This is a genomic window from Pseudomonas sp. MF6396 (genome assembly GCF_002018915.1).
Taxonomy (GTDB): Bacteria; Pseudomonadota; Gammaproteobacteria; order Pseudomonadales; family Pseudomonadaceae; genus Aquipseudomonas; species Aquipseudomonas palmensis.
In genome coordinates, this window is sequence record NZ_MVOK01000006.1 from 259,041 (window position 1) to 279,212 (window position 20,172).

General features: G+C 65.3%; 15 protein-coding genes. 5 read left to right on the forward strand and 10 right to left on the reverse strand.

Annotation, left to right across the window (positions count from 1 at the left end; all coding sequences use genetic code 11):
* The first annotated feature begins 154 nt into the window (after positions 1-154).
* Together MF6396_RS08850 and MF6396_RS08855 are read left to right on the forward strand one after the other, a co-directional pair.
* On the forward strand, positions 155-3,049 hold the full coding sequence (locus tag MF6396_RS08850; protein WP_078480101.1) for a membrane-targeted effector domain-containing toxin: 2,895 nt from the start codon (positions 155-157) through the stop codon (positions 3,047-3,049).
* A gap of 131 nt (positions 3,050-3,180) precedes the next feature.
* Positions 3,181-6,111, forward strand: a complete 2,931-nt coding sequence (locus MF6396_RS08855; RefSeq protein ID WP_078480102.1) for a membrane-targeted effector domain-containing toxin — start codon at positions 3,181-3,183, stop codon at positions 6,109-6,111.
* A gap of 95 nt (positions 6,112-6,206) precedes the next feature.
* Here the strand turns inward: MF6396_RS08855 and MF6396_RS08860 are convergent, their stop codons facing one another.
* From MF6396_RS08860 to MF6396_RS08880, 5 genes are all read right to left on the reverse strand, one after another.
* The gene (locus MF6396_RS08860; protein WP_054915058.1) at positions 6,207-7,631 is read right to left on the reverse strand and encodes a gamma-aminobutyraldehyde dehydrogenase; all 1,425 of its coding nucleotides are present in this window, start codon (positions 7,629-7,631) and stop codon (positions 6,207-6,209) included.
* A 121-nt stretch (positions 7,632-7,752) separates the two neighbouring features.
* Entirely contained in the window at positions 7,753-9,084 is a 1,332-nt protein-coding gene (locus MF6396_RS08865) for an APC family permease (protein ID WP_043860646.1), read from the reverse strand.
* Between the two features lie 10 nt (positions 9,085-9,094).
* Positions 9,095-10,252: an iron-containing alcohol dehydrogenase gene (locus tag MF6396_RS08870; protein WP_043860647.1), complete on the reverse strand. Its 1,158-nt coding sequence runs from the start codon at positions 10,250-10,252 to the stop codon at positions 9,095-9,097.
* 269 nt (positions 10,253-10,521) lie between these two features.
* Positions 10,522-11,979, reverse strand: a complete 1,458-nt coding sequence (locus MF6396_RS08875; protein ID WP_043860648.1) for a gamma-aminobutyraldehyde dehydrogenase — start codon at positions 11,977-11,979, stop codon at positions 10,522-10,524.
* 34 nt (positions 11,980-12,013) lie between these two features.
* Positions 12,014-12,928 carry a LysR family transcriptional regulator gene (locus MF6396_RS08880; RefSeq protein ID WP_078480109.1) on the reverse strand — a complete coding sequence of 305 codons (915 nt, stop codon included), beginning with the start codon at positions 12,926-12,928 and terminating at the stop codon, positions 12,014-12,016.
* A 198-nt stretch (positions 12,929-13,126) separates the two neighbouring features.
* On the opposite strand from MF6396_RS08880, the gene MF6396_RS08885 reads away from it, so the two are divergent.
* A complete protein-coding gene (locus MF6396_RS08885) occupies positions 13,127-13,675 on the forward strand; it encodes an NAD(P)H-dependent oxidoreductase (RefSeq protein WP_043860649.1) in 549 nt (182 codons plus the stop codon).
* A 2-nt stretch (positions 13,676-13,677) separates the two neighbouring features.
* Here the strand turns inward: MF6396_RS08885 and MF6396_RS08890 are convergent, their stop codons facing one another.
* The 5 genes from MF6396_RS08890 to MF6396_RS08910 form a co-directional block, all read right to left on the reverse strand.
* The gene (locus MF6396_RS08890; RefSeq protein ID WP_043860650.1) at positions 13,678-14,031 is read right to left on the reverse strand and encodes a winged helix-turn-helix transcriptional regulator; all 354 of its coding nucleotides are present in this window, start codon (positions 14,029-14,031) and stop codon (positions 13,678-13,680) included.
* 99 nt (positions 14,032-14,130) lie between these two features.
* Positions 14,131-15,708, reverse strand: a complete 1,578-nt coding sequence (guaA, locus tag MF6396_RS08895; protein ID WP_043860651.1) for a glutamine-hydrolyzing GMP synthase — start codon at positions 15,706-15,708, stop codon at positions 14,131-14,133.
* Positions 15,709-15,787: 79 nt separating this feature from the next.
* The gene (gene guaB, locus MF6396_RS08900) at positions 15,788-17,257 is read right to left on the reverse strand and encodes an IMP dehydrogenase (protein ID WP_043860652.1); all 1,470 of its coding nucleotides are present in this window, start codon (positions 17,255-17,257) and stop codon (positions 15,788-15,790) included.
* 84 nt (positions 17,258-17,341) lie between these two features.
* Positions 17,342-17,899, reverse strand: a complete 558-nt coding sequence (locus MF6396_RS08905; protein ID WP_054915068.1) for a hypothetical protein — start codon at positions 17,897-17,899, stop codon at positions 17,342-17,344.
* Between the two features lie 17 nt (positions 17,900-17,916).
* Positions 17,917-18,699 (reverse strand): sulfite exporter TauE/SafE family protein, encoded by a 783-nt coding sequence (locus MF6396_RS08910; RefSeq protein WP_370408961.1) that lies wholly within the window; start codon positions 18,697-18,699, stop codon positions 17,917-17,919.
* A 112-nt stretch (positions 18,700-18,811) separates the two neighbouring features.
* Here MF6396_RS08910 and MF6396_RS08915 point away from each other — a divergent pair, with 112 nt between their 5' ends.
* Together MF6396_RS08915 and MF6396_RS08920 are read left to right on the forward strand one after the other, a co-directional pair.
* Positions 18,812-19,693, forward strand: a complete 882-nt coding sequence (locus MF6396_RS08915; RefSeq protein WP_078480103.1) for a LysR family transcriptional regulator — start codon at positions 18,812-18,814, stop codon at positions 19,691-19,693.
* Between the two features lie 67 nt (positions 19,694-19,760).
* Positions 19,761-20,172: exodeoxyribonuclease VII large subunit (locus MF6396_RS08920; RefSeq protein ID WP_177346319.1), on the forward strand; the 412-nt coding region annotated here is incomplete at its 3' end.

A 20,172-nucleotide genomic window follows, 5' to 3' on the forward strand; every position in this document is an offset into this window, starting at 1 on the left:
GCGAATACGATACACCTGCATTTGCGAAACTTTAAGTGAAGAGTTGCCCCGGCAGCGGCACACGATGCCGCACCCACCCGCGCAGCACTATCTACCGCACCTGCCCGCTGGAGCCAGCCCATCCTGCCATGGCCCAGACCAAGGAAGGATCGCCATGCCCCAGCCCCCCAACCCACAACGCGCGCAGCTTCAGAGCATTGCGCGCCAGCTCGTCGTCAACTGCCCGGACATGCGCCAGATGGCCCGTGAGGTGGCCGTCGACGCCCTGAAGAAGTTCGCCCGCAGCAGCCTCGATCCGGACACCGTGTACCTGCACCGTTTCAAGGCGGCCCAGTCCAACCCCAGAAGCTTCAGCGGCTGGGAGCACCGTGAGCTGCCCTACCAGTCGCTGACGTTGCCGCAACTGGTGATGCAGCGCTTCGACGCCAACGACCAGGACAACGCCGACCTGCTCGGCTACCGCACCGGCTTCTACCGCGAAGGCGCGCATGCCGGGGTGTTCGACGAACGCAACGAAGTCCCCATGGCACCGGCCGATGTGCTGCGCTACTTCTGGCAGATCGACTTCAGCTCGGACTTCAAGCAGAAGATGCAGGCGTTCTGGGCCGACAGTGCAGAGGCGTTTCGAAGCATGGCCAAGGCCAACTTCCTGAGCAAGGTAGTGGAAGCCTGCGAACACGCAGACCTGCCCGAACAGCGCAAACGCTACCGCCTGCTGGCCCGGGCACTGGCCGGCACCACCGACTGGCCGCCCACCCTCGAACAACTGCAGCAAACGCATGTTCCCGACCAGGGGGTGCGCCTGCATGCCTTCGACATCGGCGGCTACGTCGCCAGCGACATGCTGCGTGCCGTGCTGCCCGATGGCTACCAGGCGCTGTACATGCCCGGCGAGGTCACGGCCCTGCACCTGTTTGCCAACCCTGCGCAGCTTTACTGGTGGGTGCTGCAGAACACCAATGCCGCAGATAACCGCGCGCGCCTGATGGCCCACTTCGCGTTGTCCAGCCATGCCGAACACCCCGCCGGGGTCGGGCTCGAGCATCTGATCGACCTGCTGTTCTCCAACTGGGCCGGCAGCGCACACGATGCCATCAACCTGCTGGACAAGCCGGTCGAGCAGGATGCATTCAGCTACCTGCGCGATGCGGCGCGACAGCGCATGAGCGACGACGCGCACTTCGCCCTGCGCTCCAACGCCGACCTGCGCAAACAGATGTGGGTGGCGGACCTGCACGCCTTTACCCGGTTCGCCGGGGCAATGGCCGCCTTCGACTGGCCGGTTGCACTGGCTGCCGTGGGCGCAGGGCTTGGCGAGACCGGCCTGTCCATCGACGAGGCGATCAACGGCCACACCGAACGCCAGGCGGGCGTCATCGGCGCCGTACTGGCCTGCATCGACACGCTGTTCAACGCGACGCTGCTCGGCGAGGAGACCGGTGAAGCGATACGGGTCGACAGCGAGGTGCCCGCCGTCGCCGAGCCCTATGTGGAGGCCGAGGACGAACCCCTTGCCACTGCCGAGGATATCGACGCCCAGGTGCCCGCCCCCCTGCGACCGACACCGGCTTCCCAGCGCCTGGCCACCTTCGAGACCAATGCCCTGCTCGATGGCGAAAAACCCGGGGTCGGCAAGATGCAGGGCATCTACTCGCTGGCCGACGGTTTCTATGTAGCGATCGGCGATTTCGCCTACCAGGTGCGGTACGTGGGCGAGCTCAAGAGCTGGGTGGTGATCGACCCGAACACGCCCTTTTCGTTCTACCGCAACGTGCCCATCCGGCTCAATGCGCAACAGCAGTGGGAGCCCGTCGCACAGGGCCGCCTTCTGGGGGGTACACCGCGCTTTCGCCTGAAACTGTGGGGCCGCAGCGACTACGCGCCACCCCCTGCCGAACGTATCCCCACGCCCTACGAGCTGCTCCCGCGCCAGCAGGCACAGCTGCGTTCGGTGGATGACGAACAGCTCAGCGGCATTACCTATCGGGCCAATCAGCCACACCTGGAAGAAGCCTGCGACCTGTTTCGCAAGCTGCGCAGCAAGCTGCTGAACGATGCCAAGGAGTATCTGAGCACGGTGGAGCTGCCGCCACGCCCGCAACTGCCGCTGTTCGAAAGCAACCCGGCGCCCAAGCAGATCTTGTGTGGTTGCTACTCCCGCTGCGACGGCGTGGTGATCGGCGAATGCCACGCACACCTGGGCAGCAAACGCTTTCTGATCGACAACATGGCGCAACTGCGCAAGCAGAAGGTCAAGGTGCTGTACCTGGAGCATCTGCTGACGGACTTTCACCAGGCCGACCTCGATGCGTTCAACCGCACAGGCAACATGAGCCAGCACCTGCGCGACTATGTGGCCGAACTGGACCGAAGCCAGGCCACCGACAGCAGCGGACGCTATACCTTCCAGCAGGTGATGCTCACCGCACAGGCCAACCAGGTCCGCCTCCAGGCCATCGACTGCATGGCCAGCTATCGTCAGGCCTGGCTGGCCACCCCGCCGGGCCCGATCCGCCAACAGATGATGAACTTCTTTGCCCATCGGGTCATTGCAGCAGACCAGGCCCTGCACCCCAGCAGGTGGATCGCCTTCGTGGGCAACACCCACACCAACACGTTTGACGGCGTGCCAGGGCTTGCCGAGCTGCAGGGCGCCATCGGCCTGCGCATCGAAGACATCGAGTGCGGGCTGCCTGTTCGATTCGGCGTGGACCCCGGTATCCAACCCGACCAGTCGGCCAACCTGGCGGCGGTCAAATGCGACCTGCTGCTGCAGGTGCCCATTGCTCCCGCACACGGCGTGGCACGCACCCTGGAAGAAAAGCTGCGCGCTGTCGGCTCCTTCAGTTTCACCCAGGTGGAGGGGACCTTGCAGATGATCCACCGCAGCAAGGACCTGACGCTGCACTACACCCCCATCCAACGGGACGGCACGTTCTACTACATCGATCGGGCGAGCTGGCCACGCGTGGACAAGCGCCGCATGCCAAGCCTGGCGCAACTGTCGACCCTGGTGACATCCAACGGGCTGACCTTCGTGCCACTGTAACGGCGCCGCCCAGCTTTGCTTGCTGCCTGAGCGGGCCGGGCTGGCTGGGCGGCCCGCACTACTTACTTACCGCACGCTGCTCGCCGCCCCCGGCCAAGCTGGCCCCTCGCCCCTGACACGGAAGTACCGCCATGCCCCTGACCGCCCAACAGACCCACGACCACGAACAGCTGCAGAACCTGGCCCGACAACTGGTCAAGCATTGCCCCGACATGCGCCAGATGGCCCGCGAAATCGCCAGCCATATCCTGAAGAAACACACCCGCAGCACGCTGGACCCGGACGCGGTGTACCTGCACCGGTTCAACACCGCGCATAGCAGCCCGCGCACCTTCAGCGGCTGGGAACACCTCGGCCCGCCCAGCGAATCGCTGACACTGCCGCAACTGGTGATGCAGCGTTTCGATGTCAACGACCAGGACAACGCCGACCTGCTCGGCTACCGCACCGGCTTCTACAGCCGCGGGCCGGGCACAGGCCTGTTCGATGAGCGCGATGAAGTGCCGATGGCCCCGCGCGAGGTACTCGACGAGCTGTGGAAGGTCGACTTCTGCAGCGCCTTCCACCAGGACCTGACCCGCTTCTGGGCCCGTCATTCGGACAACTTCCGCACCCTGGCCAAGGCCAACTTCCTGAGCAAGGTGCTCGAAACCTGCGCGCACCAGACCGACCCCGCCCGCCTGGCACGCTTGCGGCGGGTGGCCACTGCCCTGGCCGGTGACGCCAGCTGGCCGCCCTCGCTGAGCCAGTTGCAACAACAGGCCAGGCCGGTGGCGGGGGTGCGCCTGTGCACCTTCGACATCGGCGGCCATGTGGCCACCGATATCCTGCGGGTGGAACTCGACGACGGTTACCAGTTGCTCTACATCCCGGGCGAGGTCGACGCCCTGCACCTGTTCGCCAACCACAGCGAGCTGTACTGGTGGGTGCTGCACAACACCAATGCGGCGCAGAACCGCGCACGTTTCATGACCCACTTCGCCCTTGCGGACCGCGGCGAAAAAGCCAGCGCGGTGGGGCTCGAGCACCTGATCGACGTGCTGTTCAACAACTGGGGCGGCAACGGTCACGACGCACTCAACCAGTCGAACACGACCGTGCATGGCGATGGGTTCACCCACCTGCGCGATGCAGCGCGTCAGCGCATGATCGACGATGCGCACTTCTCGCTGCGCTCCAACGCCGACCTGCGCAAGCAACTGTGGATCGGCTACCTCAAGGCCTTCGGCACGTTCGCCAGTGCCATGGCCGCGGTCGACTGGCCGGTAGCGCTGGCTGCCGTGGGCGCCGGGCTGGCCGAAACCGGCCTGAACATCGATCAGGCGGTCAACGGGCACACCACTGCCCAACGCAAGGCCGGCGTGATCGGCGCCGTGCTGGCGGCCATCAACACGCTGTTCAATGCCACCCTGCTCGCAGGCCCGGCCGTCACCGGTGAAATCGCCGAGATCGAACCCAGCCTGGACGCGGGCACGCAGACTGCACCCGTCGAGCCCGAACACACGCCAATGGCCACCCCGGCGGAACTCGCCGAGTGGGCACCTGCGCCGCTGATACCGGCCGAGCGCTCGCAACTGCTGGCCCCGTTCGAAACCAACGTGCTGCTGGACGGGCACGCCACCGGCAGCGGCAAATTCCAGGGTATCTACACCCTGGACGATGGCTTCTATGCCCAGATAGACGGGTTCCCCTATCACGTGCGCTACATCGGCGAGCTGCGTTCATGGGCGGTGGTCGACCCGCAAAACCCCTACTCGTTCTACCGCAACGTGCCCATTGGCCTGAACGACGAAGGCGTATGGCAACCGCTGGAGCAGGGTCTGAAAGGCGGGGCGCCACGCTTTCGCCTCAAGCTCTGGGGCCAGGCCCAGGTACCCGCGCCCGGCCCGGAACGCGTGCCCACCCCCTATGAAGTCGACAAGGCGCTGCAGCCCGAATTGCTCAAGGCCTCCAACGGTGGCGAGGAGTCGAACCTGAGCGGGCGCACGTTCTCCCCCAACAACCCCGCCCGCGAACAGGCCTACGCGCAATTTCGCACCTTGCGCGACCTGCTGGTCGACGACGCCGAAGCGTTTTTCAGCACCGCAAGCCTGCCGCAGCGGCCACCGCTGCCAACATTGGCTGCCGATGCCAGCGCCAGGCAGATCATTCGCAGCGTGTACGAAAACAGCGAGGGCCTGGTGGTCGGCGAAGCCCATTCACAACTGGGCAGCAAGCAGTTTCTGATCGAGAACATGGCCCTGCTCAAGCAGCAGAAGGTGCGGGTGCTGTACATGGAGCACCTGATGACCGACTTCCAGCAGGCCGACCTGGACCTGTTCAACCAGACAGGTCAGATGCCCCAGGCACTCAAGACCTACGTGACCGATCTGGACCGCGGCTGGCACACCGACCCCGCCCAGCGCTACACCTTCATGCAGGTGCTCAGGAGCGCGCAGAAACAGGGCATCCGGATACAGGCCATCGATTGCATGGCCAGTTACCGCCAGGCATGGATGGGCCCCCGACCACCCGCGATTCGCCAGAAGATGATGAACTTCTTCGCCCACCGCGTGATCGCTGCCGACCAGGCTGCCCATGGCGCCGGCAAATGGGTTGCACTGATGGGCAACACCCACGCCAACACCTTCGAGAGCGTGCCCGGGGTCAGCGAACTGCAAGGTGTGATCGGTGTGCGCGTCGAGGACATCGAAATCGGCAGCAGCGCAAGCGTCGGCCGCGACCCGGGGCTTTACGCAGTGGACGACGGTATCCGCGAAACCCGCGTGCAGGGCGACCTGCGCCTGCAGGTGCCGATTGCCCAGCCGCCCTCGGCCTCGGGCACGCTGGAAAGCCGGCTGGCCAAACCGGGGGCGTTCGGCTTCAAGGACATCGACGGCAAGATGACCCTGGTGCACCGCAGCAAGGACCTGGCGCTGCACTACACGCCCATCGCAAGGGACGGTGAGTTCATCTATATCGAACGCACCAGCTGGCCATGGCTGGACAAGCGACGCCTGCCGGACCTGTCGGAAATGGCCTTCCAGCTGTCCCGGTACGGCTTGAAGTACGTGCCGCTGTGACGCCAGGCAGGCGGCGATGAAAAAAGGGCAAGGCCGCCTGGCCTTGCCCTTGCTTTCGCCTCGCGGCAACCGGGCCGCTAGGCCTGGTGCGTCAACTAGTGCTTGAACATCACATGGCGCACGGTGGTGTAGTCCTCCAGGCCATACATCGACATGTCCTTGCCATAGCCGGAGAGCTTGGCGCCGCCGTGGGGCATTTCGCTGACCAGCATGAAGTGCGTGTTGACCCAGGTGCAGCCGTATTGCAGGCGTGCGGCCAAACGGTGGGCGCGGCCCACGTCGCGGGTCCACACCGAGGAGGCCAGGCCGTAGTCCGAATCGTTGGCCCACGCCAGGGCCTGGGCCTCGTCGTCGAAGGCGGTGACCGTGACTACCGGGCCGAAGATCTCATGGCGCACCACCTCGTCGTCCTGCCGGGCGCCGGCAAGTACGGTCGGCTCGAAGAAGAACCCTGGCCCGGCGACACGCTGGCCACCGGTCACCACCTCGATGTGCGACTGCTCGCGGGCGCGCTGCACAAAGCCTTCCACGCGCTCCAGATGCTGCTGGGTGATCAGCGGCCCGAGCTCGGTGTCAGGGTCGTCCTGCAGGCCGTAGCGGATGCTGGCCACCGCCTCGCCGAGCTTCTTCACGAACGCCGCGTACACGCCCTTCTGCACATACAGGCGGCAGGCGGCGGTGCAGTCCTGGCCGGCATTGTAGAAGCCGAAGCTGCGCACGCCTTCGACCACGGCATCGATATCGGCATCATCGAACACGATCACCGGGGCCTTGCCGCCCAGCTCCATGTGCATGCGTTTCACGCTGTCGGCGGTGCCGGCGATGATGCGGCTGCCCGTGGCCACCGAGCCGGTCAACGACACCATGCGCACCTTGGGGTGCCCGGTCAGGGGCTTGCCGACACTCGGGCCGCGGCCGAAGACCACGTTCACCACGCCTGCCGGGAAAATCTCCGCCATCAGTTGCGCCAGCTTGAGGGTGGTCAGCGGCGTCTGCTCGGACGGCTTGAGCACCACGGTATTGCCTGCGGCCAGGGCCGGCCCGAGCTTCCAGGCGGCCATCATCAGCGGGTAGTTCCACGGTGCGATGGAGGCCACCACGCCCACCGGGTCGCGACGGATCATCGAGGTGTGCCCTTCCAGGTACTCGCCGGCGGCACTGCCTTGCAGGCAGCGGCTGGCACCGGCAAAGAAGCGGAACACGTCGGCCACGCCCGGCAGCTCGTCGTTGAGCGCCGCCGCGTAGGGCTTGCCGCAGTTGTCCGCTTCCAGGCGCGCCAGCTCCGGGGCGTGGGCGTCGATCGCATCGGCCAGTTTGAGCAGCAGCAGCGAACGGTCCTTGGGGGTGGTCTGCGACCAGCTGTCGAACGCCGCATCCGCAGCGCACACCGCGGCATCGACCTGGGCCAGGCTGGCCTCGGGGATCTCCACCAGCGTGGCCCCCAGGGACGGGTTGAGCACCGCCAGGGTTTCGCCTTCACCGGCGATGAGTTGTCCATTGATCAGCAGGCAGGTTTGCATGGGTTCTCCTGTGCGGCGAGGTTGGCCGCCGCCATAAAAAAGTCGCAAGCGCTCCGTGCCCGCAGCCGGGCTGCGCACAGGGGGAGCATTACAGGGGGGCAGGCGCCGGGCGCCCGCAGGTTCAGAGTGCGGCTTCAGGCACTGCCGTGCTGAACAGCCGGGTGCGCCAGGCCAGGTACACCAGCCCCAGCAGCACCCAGCAACAGCCGAGAATCAGCGCGTCGGCATCCAGGCTGATCAACATCCAGCCCGAGGTGAAGGCGCCGGCCAGGGGGAAGATCACCCCGCGGACCACGCCGGCCTTGTCGCCGATGCTGCGGTCGAAGGTCAGTTTCAGTGCGCACAGGTTGACCGAGGTGAAGGCCAGGAAGGCGCCGAAGTTGACCAGCGAAGTAGCCGTGGCGATGGTCAGGCCGAACCCGACGAAACCGAAGGCCCCGCACAGGGCGATGTTGAATACCGGGGTCCTGTAGCGCGGGTGCAGCACGCCGAACAGCTTCTGCGGCAGCTGGTTGTCGCGGCCCAGGGCATACAGCAGACGCCCCACGCTGGCCTGGAACGACAGGCCGGCGGCGAAGTGGGCAATGATGATGCCGGTGAGTACCACGCCGAAGAACAGGTCGCCACCGATGGTCTTGGCGATTTCGAAGGCCGCGCCGTCGATGTTCTCGAACAGGCCCGCCGGGTGCGCCAGGTACATGAAGTACGAGGAGCCCACGTACAGGCTGCCGCCGATCAGGGCCACCAGCAGGATGGCACGCGGGATGGTACGCTCGGGCTCGACGGTTTCTTCGCTCAGGGTCGACAGCGCGTCGAAGCCCAGGAACGAATAGGCGGCGATCGCGGCCCCGGCCATGGTGGCCGAGAACGGCACGTCGGCATTGAAGAACGGCTTGACCGAGAGCAGACCGCCCGGGCCGTTGATGGCCGACACGTAGTGCCAGCACAGCGCGATGAACACCGCGATGATGGTCAGCTGGATCAGCATCAGGATGATGTTGAAGCGGTTGGCGACCTGGATGCCCAGGATGTTGAGCAAGGTGGTGGAAACGATGAAGCCGGTGATCCAGCACCACTGCGGTACATCCGGGAACGCCAGGCTCAGGTAGCTGGCCCCCAGCAGCCAGATCAGCATCGGGATGAAGAAGTAGTCCAGCAGCGCGGCCCAGCCGACCATGAAGCCGATGCCTGGGTTGAACACCTTGCGGGTGTAGGTGTAGGCGGAACCGGCCGCCGGGAAGATCCGCACCAGGCGCCCGTAGCTCAGGGCGGTGAAGATCACCCCGATGGAGGCCACCACATAGGACAGCGCCACGGTGTTCTGGCTGGCCTGGGCGATCACGCCATAGGTGCCGAACACGATCAGCGGGGCGATGAAGGCCAGGCCGAACAACAGCACGGACACCGGCCCGAGGGTCCGGCGCAGGTGCGCGGAGGAAGTCGATGCGCTCATGGTTAGGGCCTCAGGCTGCGTAGGTGTAGGCGGCGCGGATCACGTCGAGGTAGCTCTCGACTGACATCTCCTTGGCGTTGCTCGCATCGGAAATGTTGCTCTTGGACTTCTCTGCGATGGCCAGGAAGTCCTCCTCGCGCACCCCGGCCACATCGGCAAAACGCGGAATACCCAGCTCGCGATTCATGCGGAACAACTGCTCCACGCCCGCTTCGGCGGCAGCGCTGGCGCCAAGATTGGGGTCGATGCCCAAGGCATAGGCGACATCGGCATGGCGGCGCAGGTCGGCGTCGCGGTTATGGCTGAACACGAACGGCAGGAAGATCGCGTTGCCCACCCCGTGCGGGGTGTCGTACATGCCGCCGATGGCTTCGGAGATGCAGTGCACGCTGGCGATGTCGGCATTGCCGAAGGCCATGCCGGCAATCAGGCTGGCGATCAGCATCTGTTCGCGGGCCTCGCGGTTGTCCGGCTCCTGCACGGCGGGCTTGAGGTACTGCGCGATCAGGCGAATGGCATGCAGGGCCAGGCCGTCGCTGATCGGGTTGGCCGGCTTGCCGGTGTAGGCCTCGATGGCGTGGGTCAGCGCGTCCATGCCGGTGGCGGCGGCGATGTGCGGCGGCAGCGTGGCGGTGATGTCCGAGTCGAGCAGCGCCAGAACCGGGCCGATGCGGTAGTCCAGGATGCTCATCTTGAACTGGCGGCGGGTGTCGGTGATCACCGAGAAGAACGTGACCTCGCTGCCGGTGCCTGCGGTGGTCGGGATCGCCACGATAGGCAGCACCGGGCCCTTGAGGGTGAAGGCACCTTCGTAGTCCTCGACCTTGCCGTCGTGGGTCAGCAGTACGCTGATCGCCTTGGCCGCGTCCATCGCACTGCCGCCGCCCACTGCCAGCACGCCATCGATGCCCTTGCCGCGATACAGCTCGGCGGCGCGGTTGACGTCTTCGCTGCGCGGGTTGGGCTTGACGTCGACGATCTCGTCATAACGCACGCCGGCCTTGTCCAGGCTGGTATAGATGCTGTCGAGCAGGCCGGCGTTCTTCACGCCCGGGTCGGTGACCAGCAGCACGTGGCGCAGGCCCAGGTCGGTCAGGTGCTCGCCGGTACGCTGGCGCAGGCCAGGTTCCATGACGATCTTGGTAGGTAACAGAAACTGGAATTGCATCGGTAGGTTCCTCTCGCACTGGGGCGCACTTGCAATGTTGTAGTTATGGCAGACGAGTCAGAGGGGCCGCCTGGGCGGTGGGTGTCTGGTTATTGTTGTGGCGGTTGCCGATCGCCGAAGCCGATGGACCGCTTGTCCAGGCGCTGCACGGTGGGCACAGGCCGGTATGGGGCCAGACACTAAGACACGGGTAGCGGATCGACAATTACTAAAAACTCAAGGGAGCATTCGATTAAATCGAATGCTCCCCGTGCACCGGGGGTAGCGGCCTACAGGTGCTGCCCGTGGCGCGCCATGATGTGCCGCACCACGCTGTAGTCCTGCAGCGAGTCGCTGGACAGGTCCTTGCCGTAGCCCGAGCGCTTGAGCCCGCCGTGGGGCATTTCGCTGACCAGCATGAAATGGCTGTTGATCCAGGTGCAGCCGTACTGCAGGCGCGCCGCCACCTGCATGGCCTTGTCCAGGTTCTGGGTCCACACCGACGAGGCCAGGCCGTATTCGGAGTCGTTGGCCCAGTCCACGGCCTGGGCCAGCTCGTCGAAACGGGTCACGGTGACCACCGGGCCGAACACCTCGCGCTGGACGATCTCGTCGGTTTGCCGGCAGCCTGCCAGCAGCGTCGGCTGGTAGTAGAACCCGGGCCCGGCATGCATCGCCGCACCCGTGACGCACTCCACGTGCGGCTGGCTGAGGGCGCGCTCGACGAAGCTGGACACCCGGTCGCGCTGGCGCGTGCTGATCAGCGGGCCGATCTCGTTGTCGGCATCGTGCGCGCCGGCATAGCGAATGCTGCTGACCGCAGCCCCGAGTTCGGCCACCAGCCGGTCGTGGATGCCGGCCTGGGCGTAGACCCGGCACGCCGAGGTACAGTCCTGCCCGGCGTTGTAGTAGCCATAGGCACGCACGCCCTCGACCACCGCCTGCAGGTCGGCATCGTCGCAGACGATCACCGGGGCCTTGCCGCCCAGTTCCAGGTGGGTGCGCTTGAGGGTTTTGGCCGCTGTGGAGAGGATCTTCTGCCCGGTGACGATATCGCCGGTCAGCGAGACCATGCGGACCTTGGGGTGGCCGACCAGGTGAGCGCCGACGTTCTCGCCACCGCCGCAGATGATGTTGATCACCCCGCGCGGCAGGATCCGCGCCAGCGCCGGCGCCAGGGCCAGGATCGACAGCGGGGTGTGTTCGGACGGCTTGAACACCAGGGTGTTGCCTGCGGCCAGGGCCGGCGCGATCTTCCAGGCGGCCATCATGATCGGGTAGTTCCACGGCGCGATCGATGCCACCACCCCGATCGGGTCGCGGCGCACCATGCTGGTGTAGCCGGGTACGTATTCGCCACTGAGCTGACCGGTCTGGCAGCGCACCGCGCCGGCGAAGAAGCGGAACACATCGACGGTGGCGCTCAGATCATCCTTGCGCGCCAGGTGCAGCGGCTTGCCGCAGTTCAGCGCTTCGAGCCGGGCGAAGGCGTCGGCGTGCTGCTCGATGGTACTGGCGATCTCCAGCAGCAGGTTGGAGCGCTGCTGCGGCGTGGTGCGGGCCCAGCCGGCGAACGCGCGGTGGGCGGCCAGGATCGCGGCCTCGGTCTGCTCGGCGCTGGCTTCGGCGATAGGGGTCAGCACCTGGCCGGTGGCCGGGTTGAGGATCGGCTCGACGACGCCCTCGCCTGCGACTAGTTCGCCATCGATCAGGAGTGCGGTGGACAACGGGGTCTGCGCGACTGGCATGTGCAGGGTTCCTTCTTGTGGTGTGGCCATGCGGCTAAAGGGATGACTTGCGCCCGCCGTGGGGCTGCTCGCGGGCGACCGTCAGAAACGGGTCGACCAGCGCCGGGCGCGCAGTGCCGCGGCGCCAGGCCAGGCCCACGTCGAGGGTCTGGGTCAGGTCGGCAATCGGGCGGGCCTCGATGATGTCGCCTTCCAGCGACCACGGGCGGTAGGTCATGTCAGGCTGTATCGACACCCCCAGGCCCGCTGCCACCAGGCTGCGCACCGCCTCGGTGGAGGCCGTGCGCAGGGTGATGCGCGGCTGCAGCCCGGCCTGCGCCCACTGGCGCTGGGCGGTGTGGTCCATCTCGTCGACGTTCAGCTGGATCAGCGACTCCCGGGCCACGTCGCCCAGGTTGATGCTGTCTTTTTCGAGCAACGGGTGCTGGGCCGGTAGCCACAGCCGGTAGGGCGAGTGGGTCAGCACCTCCGATTGCAGGGCGTGACGGTCTTCGAGGTTGGAGAGTATCAGCACGCCCACATCGATTTCGCCGCTGACCAGCAGGTGCTCGATGTACGGTCGCTCGTCTTCCATCACGCGGATTTCGACGTTGGGGTAGGCACGCTGGAAGCGCGTGAGCAGGTCGGCCAGGTAGTAACCCGCCACCAGGCTGGTCACCCCCACCACCAGCTGGCCGGCGACCTGGTCGGTGCTCTGCTGCAGGCTGCGCTTGGCGTTATCCACCGTGGCCAGGATCAGGTGCGCCTGGCGCAGGAACTGATGGCCCTGGTGGGTCAGGTGCATGCCCTTGGCGTGGCGATTGAACAGGCTCACGCCGATTTCCTGTTCCAGCTGCTGGATGGCCAGGGTCAGGGTGGACTGGGAGATATACACCGCCTGGGCCGCAGCCGAGATCGAACCGGTCTCGGCCACGGCAATGAAGTGGCGGATCTGACGCAGAGTCATCATGGGCATTACCCGGTACGTTGTTTTTATAGATGTGGGCGAGTGTATATCTTTTTTATCGATGGCTTGGTGAAAACCGCCGCGCCTGCGGTTCAACGTCAAACCGCGTGGGCGGCCCCGGGTGGTTACAAAAAGGTGCGTACTTGTGGGGATCTGGCGCCCGCCCTAGATTGCCCGCCTCAATCACTGGAGTCCCGAGCCATGCGCACCCTGATCATTCTCGCCCACCCCAACCTGGAAAAATCCGTGGTCAACCAGGCCTGGCTGAAAGCCCTTGAAGCCAGCGACATGAACGTCACCCTGCACCGCCTGTACGAGGTGTATCCCCAGGGCGGCGCGCTGGACGTGGAAGCCGAGCAGGCACTGGTTCGCGCCCATGACAGCATCGTGTGGCAGTTCCCGTTCTACTGGTTCAGCACCCCGCCGCTGCTCAAGCAATGGCAGGACGAAGTGCTCACCCACGACTTTGCCTACGGCCACGGCGAAGGGCAGCGCCAGCTGGCGGGCAAACGTGTTGGCATGGCGATTTCTGCCGGCATCAGGCAAGACGATTACAGGGCCGGCGGGCGTTACAGCTACAGCCTGGACGAACTGCTGCGCCCGCTGGAAGTCACCCTCCGCTACATCGAAGCACTGCCGGTACGCCCGTGGGTGTTCTATGGTGCCGAGTACGCCATCGACCCGGCGGAGCTGGAGGCCAACGCCGAAGGTTACCTGGATTACCTGCGCCAATTTGCCCAGGCAGCCTGAGTTCAGCCTTCGGCGGGCGCCGGCGGTGTCTCGGTGGCCAGCGCATTACCTGAATGCAGGGCACCCCACTGGCACATCGCATCGATGATCGGCTGCAAGGTGCGGCCGTGCTCGGTCACCCGATACAGCACCTTGGGCACCTTGCCAGGGAAGGCTTCGCGCTCGACCAGCAGATCGCCCTGCAACTCCTTGAGTTGCTCGGTGAGCACCTTCGACGACAAGGGGCGCATCAGGCGCAGCAGCTCGCCTGTGCGCTTGGGGCCTTCCATCAGGTGGCACAGGATGGAGCACTTCCAGCGCCCGCCGATGGCCTCGATGGTAGCGTCGATGGGAAAGTTGAACACGCGGTTGACCATGTACTTCTCCTGACAAAAGGCGCGTAGCAAAAAGCCCGCAGTTACGCGGGCTTTCGGCTGTAGGTCGCTAGCGGGTTCCGGCGGATGCCGGACGCCCGATCATTCCCACTCGATCGTCGCAGGCGGCTTGCTCGATACGTCGTAGGTGACGCGCGAGATGCCTTCGATCTCGTTGATGATGCGGCCGCTGACGGTTTCCAGCAGTTCGTATGGCAGGTGCGCCCAACGCGCGGTCATGAAGTCGATGGTCTCGACCGCACGCAGCGCCACCACCCAGGCGTAACGACGGCCGTCACCGACCACGCCCACCGATTTCACCGGCTGGAATACCACGAAGGCCTGGCTGACCTTGTGGTACCAGTCGGCCTTGCGCAGCTCTTCGATGAAGATGTGGTCGGCACGACGCAGCAGGTCGGCGTACTCCTTCTTCACTTCACCCAGGATGCGCACACCCAGGCCCGGGCCCGGGAACGGGTGACGGTAGACCATGTCGTACGGCAGGCCCAGCTCCAGGCCCAGACGACGGACTTCGTCCTTGAACAGTTCGCGCAGCGGCTCGACCAGCTTGAGGTTCATTTCCTCCGGCAGGCCACCGACGTTGTGGTGCGACTTGATCACGTGGGCCTTGCCGCTCTTGGCACCGGCCGACTCGATCACGTCGGGGTAGATGGTGCCCTGGGCCAGGTACTTGATGTTGTGCAGCTTGTTCGACTCGGCATCGAACACGTCGATGAAGGTACGACCAATGATCTTGCGCTTCTTCTCGGGGTCCGCTTCGCCGGCCAGGTTGTTCAGGAACTGGTCCTCGGCGTTGGCACGGATCACCTTGACGCCCATGTTCTCGGCGAACATGGCCATCACCTGCTCGCCTTCGTGCAGGCGCAGCAGGCCGTTGTCGACGAACACGCAGGTCAACTGGTCACCGATGGCCTTGTGCAGCAGCGCCGCAACCACCGAGGAGTCCACGCCGCCGGACAGGCCCAGCAGCACGTTGTCGGTGCCGACCTGGGCGCGCACCTGGGCGATTGCGTCTTCGGCGATCTTCGACGGGGTCCACAGTGCTTCGCAGCCGCAGATGTCGAGGATGAAGCGCGACAGGATGCGACCGCCCTGCTTGGTGTGGGTCACTTCCGGGTGGAACTGCACGCCGTAGTAGCCGCGATCATCGTTGAACATGCCGGCGATCGGGCAGCTTGGGGTGCTGGCCAGGATGTGGAAGTCTTCCGGGATGCGGGTGACCTTGTCACCGTGGCTCATCCACACGTCCAGGCCGAATACGCCGTCAGCGTCGACGTGGTCTTCGATGCCGTCGAGCAGGCGGCTCTTGCCGACCACATCGACACGGGCGTAGCCGAACTCGCGCAGCTCGGAACCTTCAACCTTGCCGCCCAGTTGCTCGGCCATGGTCTGCATGCCGTAGCAGATACCGAATACCGGTACGCCCAGGTCCCATACGGCCTGTGGCGCGCGCGGGCTGTCGGCTTCGTGCACCGACTCGGGGCCGCCGGCGAGGATGATCCCGCGGGGGGCGAATTCGCGAATCGCCTCGTCGTCCATGTCGAACGGGTGCAGTTCGCAGTACACGCCGATTTCGCGCACGCGGCGGGCGATCAGCTGGGTGTACTGGGAACCGAAGTCGAGGATCAGGATACGGTGAGCGTGAATGTCGAGGGCCATGACTCAATCTCGTCAGTGGTAATCGGAAACGACGCGGGGCTGTCGTGAACAGCCCCGCTTACAGGTATTGCCAGGAGCATCAACCTACGCGGTAGTTTGGCGCTTCCTTGGTGATCTGCACGTCATGCACGTGGGACTCGGCCATGCCGGCACCGGTGATGCGCACGAACTCGGGCTTGGTACGCATTTCTTCGATGTTGGCGCTGCCGGTGTAACCCATCGAGGAACGCAGGCCGCCCATCAGCTGGTGGATGATCGCGGTCAGGGTGCCCTTGTACGGCACGCGACCTTCGATACCTTCCGGTACCAGCTTCTCGGCACCGGCCGAGGAGTCCTGGAAGTAGCGGTCCGAGGAACCCTGGGCCTGGGACATCGCACCCAGCGAACCCATGCCGCGGTAGGCCTTGTAGGAACGACCCTGGAACAGCTCGATCTCGCCCGGGGCCTCTTCGGTACCGGCGAACATCGAACCCATCATCACGGCGCTGGCGCCGGCGACGATGGCCTTGGACAGGTCACCGGAGAAGCGGATGCCACCGTCGGCGATCAGCGGTACGCCGGTGCCTTCCAGCGCGGCAGCCACATTGGCGATGGCGCTGATCTGCGGCACGCCGACGCCAGCGACGATACGGGTGGTGCAGATCGAGCCAGGGCCGATACCGACCTTGACCGCGTCGGCGCCGGCTTCGGCCAGGGCCTTGGCGGCTGCGCCGGTGGCGATGTTGCCGCCGATCACCTGCACGTCGGGGAAGTTCTGCTTGACCCAGCGCACGCGGTCGATAACGCCCTTGGAGTGGCCGTGGGCGGTGTCGACCACCACCACGTCGACGCCGGCAGCAACCAGTGCGGTCACGCGGTCGCCGGTGTCCTTGCCGGTACCCACTGCAGCACCGACGCGCAGGCGACCCTGGTCGTCCTTGCTGGCCAGCGGGTAGGCCTTGGCTTTCTCGATGTCGTTGACGGTCATCATGCCCTTGAGGGCGAACTTGTCGTCGACGATCAGTACGCGCTCGATGCGGTGCTTGTGCAGCAGCTCGCGGGCCTCGTTCTTGTCGGCGCCTTCGCTGACCGTGACCAGACGCTCTTTGGGCGTCATCACTTCACGCACGGTGGCGTCGAGGCGGTTTTCGAAGCGCACGTCACGGGAGGTGACGATGCCGACCAGGTCGCCGTTGTGCAGCACCGGCACGCCGGAGATGTTGTGCAGGCGGGTCAGTTCGAACAGGTCGCGTACGGTGGCGTCGGCCTCGATGGTGATCGGGTCCTTGACCACGCCGGCCTCGAACTTCTTGACCTTGCGCACTTCGGCAGCCTGCTGCTCGATGGTCATGTTCTTGTGGATGATGCCGATGCCGCCTTCCTGGGCCATGGCAATGGCCAGACGGGCTTCGGTCACGGTGTCCATGGCGGCGGAAACCAGTGGAATATTCAGCTCGATGCCACGGGTCAAACGGGTCTTGAGACTGACTTCGTTAGGTAGCACCTCGGAGTAACCGGGTACTAGGAGAATGTCGTCGAAGGTCAGGGCTTCTTGGCTGATACGCAGCATCGCGGGGGCTCCCGGGCGGGAAAATGGAAGCGCGCCATTATACTCATGCGCGCCGTGTGACTCAATGTAAAGATGGGCCTTCGGTCAGTTGTCTTGCAGCTTTACCTGCACCACTGCCACCGGCTGGTCGAGCCAGTCGGCAAAGGCATCGATGAAAGACGGCTTGAAACCGGCCTCGCCCCAGTTGTTGAAGATGAACCCCAGGTTGGAAAAGGCACAGGGCTGCAGGTAAAGGAAGCCGTTGATGTCGTCTTCATGGCCGCAGCGCGGGCAGGTGAAGTTGTCGCTGATGCCGGGCATCCACTCTTCCAGGCTGGCGAACAGCTCCACCCCCACTTCCCGGCGGCACTCGGCGCAGCCGGCTTCTTCGAGAAAGCCTTCGGTAGGTGTATAGATGCAGCGCTTGTAGATGACTTCCAGGCCATTGACGGGCTGGCCGTACGGTAGCAACTGCGGCCGCTCGACCACCTTGCGCGCACCCTCGGCGATGGCATAGCCCATGCGGTTGCCGGTGCGCCCGCAGGTGCTGAGCTGTTCCTCGATCACCTTTTCGCGTACTAGCCAGCGCAGGATCGCGCGGGCGCGCGGCTCGTGCACCGGCACGGTGGAGATCTTGGGGACGATGATGCTCTGGAATGTCATGAAGGCGGCCGAACAGGTTAAAGGTGCCAGTTTACCTCACTCAGGTAGCGCGCGATCAGCGCGATGCCGCTGGCCAGCACCAGCCAGGTGACCAGCCGCACGAAGGTTTCGCGGGACATCTTCAGGGTCAGCCGGCGCCCCACCCACAGGCCGGCGAACATCATCGGCAGCAGGCACAGGGCAAGCAGCAGCAACGGCAAGTCGGCGTACACCCCGGCAATCAGGAACAGGCTCAGGCGCACCACGGTGCTGCAACTGATCAGCGCGCTCTGGGTCGCGCGCACCTGCTCCTTGGCGTCGAGCCGGGCATTGAGGTAGATGGCATAGAGGAAGCCGCCGCTGCCGAACAGCGCACCGAACAGGCCGCCGGTGATGCCCATCGGCACCGACCAGCCGGCATTCAGGCGCGCCGGCTTGACCTTCACCGCCAGGCTGTAGAGCGCATAGGCGCTGATGAACAGGCCCATCAGCAACAGCAGCAGGTCGGACTTGAGGTTGAGCAGGAACACCACGCCCAGGGTGCAGCCGATGGCCATGCACGGCAGCAGGCGCAGCAGTTCGCCGCGCACCACGGCCTTGCGCGCCGGCAGCCAGTTGCCGAAGGCAGCGACGAAGTCCAGCAGCACCAGCAACGGGATGATGCGCGACAGCGGCATGAAGTTGATCAGGACCGGCCCGGCGACCAGTGCGGTGCCGAAGCCGGCGATGCCGAATACGATGTAGGCGACGCCGATGCCAAGCAGTATCGGCAGCCATTGGAGCGCAGTGAAAGGGAGCGAGTCGAGCAGTGTGGAGAGCATGGTGTATGCCTGAGTCGTGAGTGAGGCAGCGTTCAGACCAACTTTAGCCATTGGCCAGCCATGCCGACTAATATGCAATTGCGCCATCAGCCATCTCGAAAAGGCATCCCTCATGATCTCCACCCGACAATTACGCTACTTCGTCGAGATTGCCGAGTCCGGCAGTTTCAGTGCTGCCGCCGAGCGCCTGTTCGTCGCGCAGTCGGCGCTGAGCCGGCAGATAAAGGAGCTGGAGAGTCAGCTGGCCACCCCGCTGTTCGAACGCACCGCCCGCCAGCCGCGCCTGACCGCAGCGGGCCTGGCGTTTCTGCCGCGGGCCCGCAACCTGCTGGGCGAGCTGGAGAAGGCCTGCCGCCTGGCCACCGAAATCGGTCAGGGCCTGCGCGGCAGCCTGCGCCTGAGCCATTCGAGCACGGTGCCGCTGACCGGCGCGCTGCTGGATCGGCTCACGGGCTACCTGCAGCACAACCCCGGCGTGTCGATGGACATCGCGCAGCTGTCTTCCGAGGCGCAACTGGAGGAACTGGCCGAAGGTCGCCTGGAGTTCGGCCTGCTGCGCCTGCCGGTGCTGCGCCAGCACGAAGGGCTGTGCGTGCAGCCGCTGTTCGACGAACCGCTGCTGCTGGCGGTGGCCGCAGACCACCCGCTGGCCGATGAGCCCAGCGTGTACCTGGCGCAGTTACGCGACGAGGCGTTCATTTCCATCCCGCACCGCCAGCGCGGTGGCTTGAGCTACCTGTCGGCCGAGCTGTGCATGCGTGAAGGGTTCTTCCCTCGGGCTGCGCGGGTGGTGTCGCGCAAGACCACGCAGTTGCAGTTGATCCAGGCCGGGTTCGGGGTGGCCTTGCTGCCACGGTGCATGCGCGATATCGCGCCGGCGACGCTGCGCTTCGTGCCGCTGGCCGACGCGGGGTGCGTGAGTACGGTGGCGCTGGCCTATCGACGTGATGCCGGGCCGTTGGTGCATCAGTTTGTGGAGCACATGCAGGACTGAGCCGGCAAGCAGCGCCGCCACCTGCCGGGACTGCAAAGACCGCACGATTCCCTTTATGATGCCCCGCATGATCAGAGACCCTTTCGAAAGACTCGGCCTGGACCGCGAGGTCCTTACCGTCAGCCAGCTCAACGGCCGCGCCCGCGTGCTGCTCGAGGACGTGTTCAGCAACATCTGGGTCGAGGGCGAAATCTCCAACCTCGCCCGGCCCGCCTCCGGCCACGTCTACTTCACCCTCAAGGACAGCGGCGCCCAGGTGCGCTGTGCACTGTTTCGCAACAACGCCGCCCGCGTGCGCCAGGCATTGCGCGACGGCCTGGCGGTCAAGGTGCGTGGCAAGGTCTCGCTGTTCGAGGGGCGCGGCGACTATCAGCTGATCCTCGACACCGTCGAACCGGCCGGTGACGGCGCCCTGCGCCTGGCCTTCGACGCGCTCAAGGAAAAGCTCGGCAACGAGGGCCTGTTCAGCAGTGAACGCA

What these genes read in the sequence shown, in the direction of transcription:
- MF6396_RS08855 (WP_078480102.1), top strand. Translation starts at nt 3,181, where the DNA reads ATGCCCCTGACCGCCCAACAGACCCACGACCACGAACAGCTGCAGAAC.
- guaB (WP_043860652.1), bottom strand. Translation starts at nt 17,257, where the DNA reads ATGCTGCGTATCAGCCAAGAAGCCCTGACCTTCGACGACATTCTCCTA.
- MF6396_RS08880 (WP_078480109.1), bottom strand. Translation starts at nt 12,928, where the DNA reads ATGATGACTCTGCGTCAGATCCGCCACTTCATTGCCGTGGCCGAGACC.
- MF6396_RS08850 (WP_078480101.1), top strand. Translation starts at nt 155, where the DNA reads ATGCCCCAGCCCCCCAACCCACAACGCGCGCAGCTTCAGAGCATTGCG.
- MF6396_RS08875 (WP_043860648.1), bottom strand. Translation starts at nt 11,979, where the DNA reads ATGCCAGTCGCGCAGACCCCGTTGTCCACCGCACTCCTGATCGATGGC.
- MF6396_RS08905 (WP_054915068.1), bottom strand. Translation starts at nt 17,899, where the DNA reads ATGACATTCCAGAGCATCATCGTCCCCAAGATCTCCACCGTGCCGGTG.
- MF6396_RS08870 (WP_043860647.1), bottom strand. Translation starts at nt 10,252, where the DNA reads ATGCAATTCCAGTTTCTGTTACCTACCAAGATCGTCATGGAACCTGGC.
- MF6396_RS08915 (WP_078480103.1), top strand. Translation starts at nt 18,812, where the DNA reads ATGATCTCCACCCGACAATTACGCTACTTCGTCGAGATTGCCGAGTCC.
- MF6396_RS08885 (WP_043860649.1), top strand. Translation starts at nt 13,127, where the DNA reads ATGCGCACCCTGATCATTCTCGCCCACCCCAACCTGGAAAAATCCGTG.
- MF6396_RS08860 (WP_054915058.1), bottom strand. Translation starts at nt 7,631, where the DNA reads ATGCAAACCTGCCTGCTGATCAATGGACAACTCATCGCCGGTGAAGGC.
- MF6396_RS08865 (WP_043860646.1), bottom strand. Translation starts at nt 9,084, where the DNA reads ATGAGCGCATCGACTTCCTCCGCGCACCTGCGCCGGACCCTCGGGCCG.
- MF6396_RS08910 (WP_370408961.1), bottom strand. Translation starts at nt 18,699, where the DNA reads ATGCTCTCCACACTGCTCGACTCGCTCCCTTTCACTGCGCTCCAATGG.
- MF6396_RS08890 (WP_043860650.1), bottom strand. Translation starts at nt 14,031, where the DNA reads ATGGTCAACCGCGTGTTCAACTTTCCCATCGACGCTACCATCGAGGCC.
- guaA (WP_043860651.1), bottom strand. Translation starts at nt 15,708, where the DNA reads ATGGCCCTCGACATTCACGCTCACCGTATCCTGATCCTCGACTTCGGT.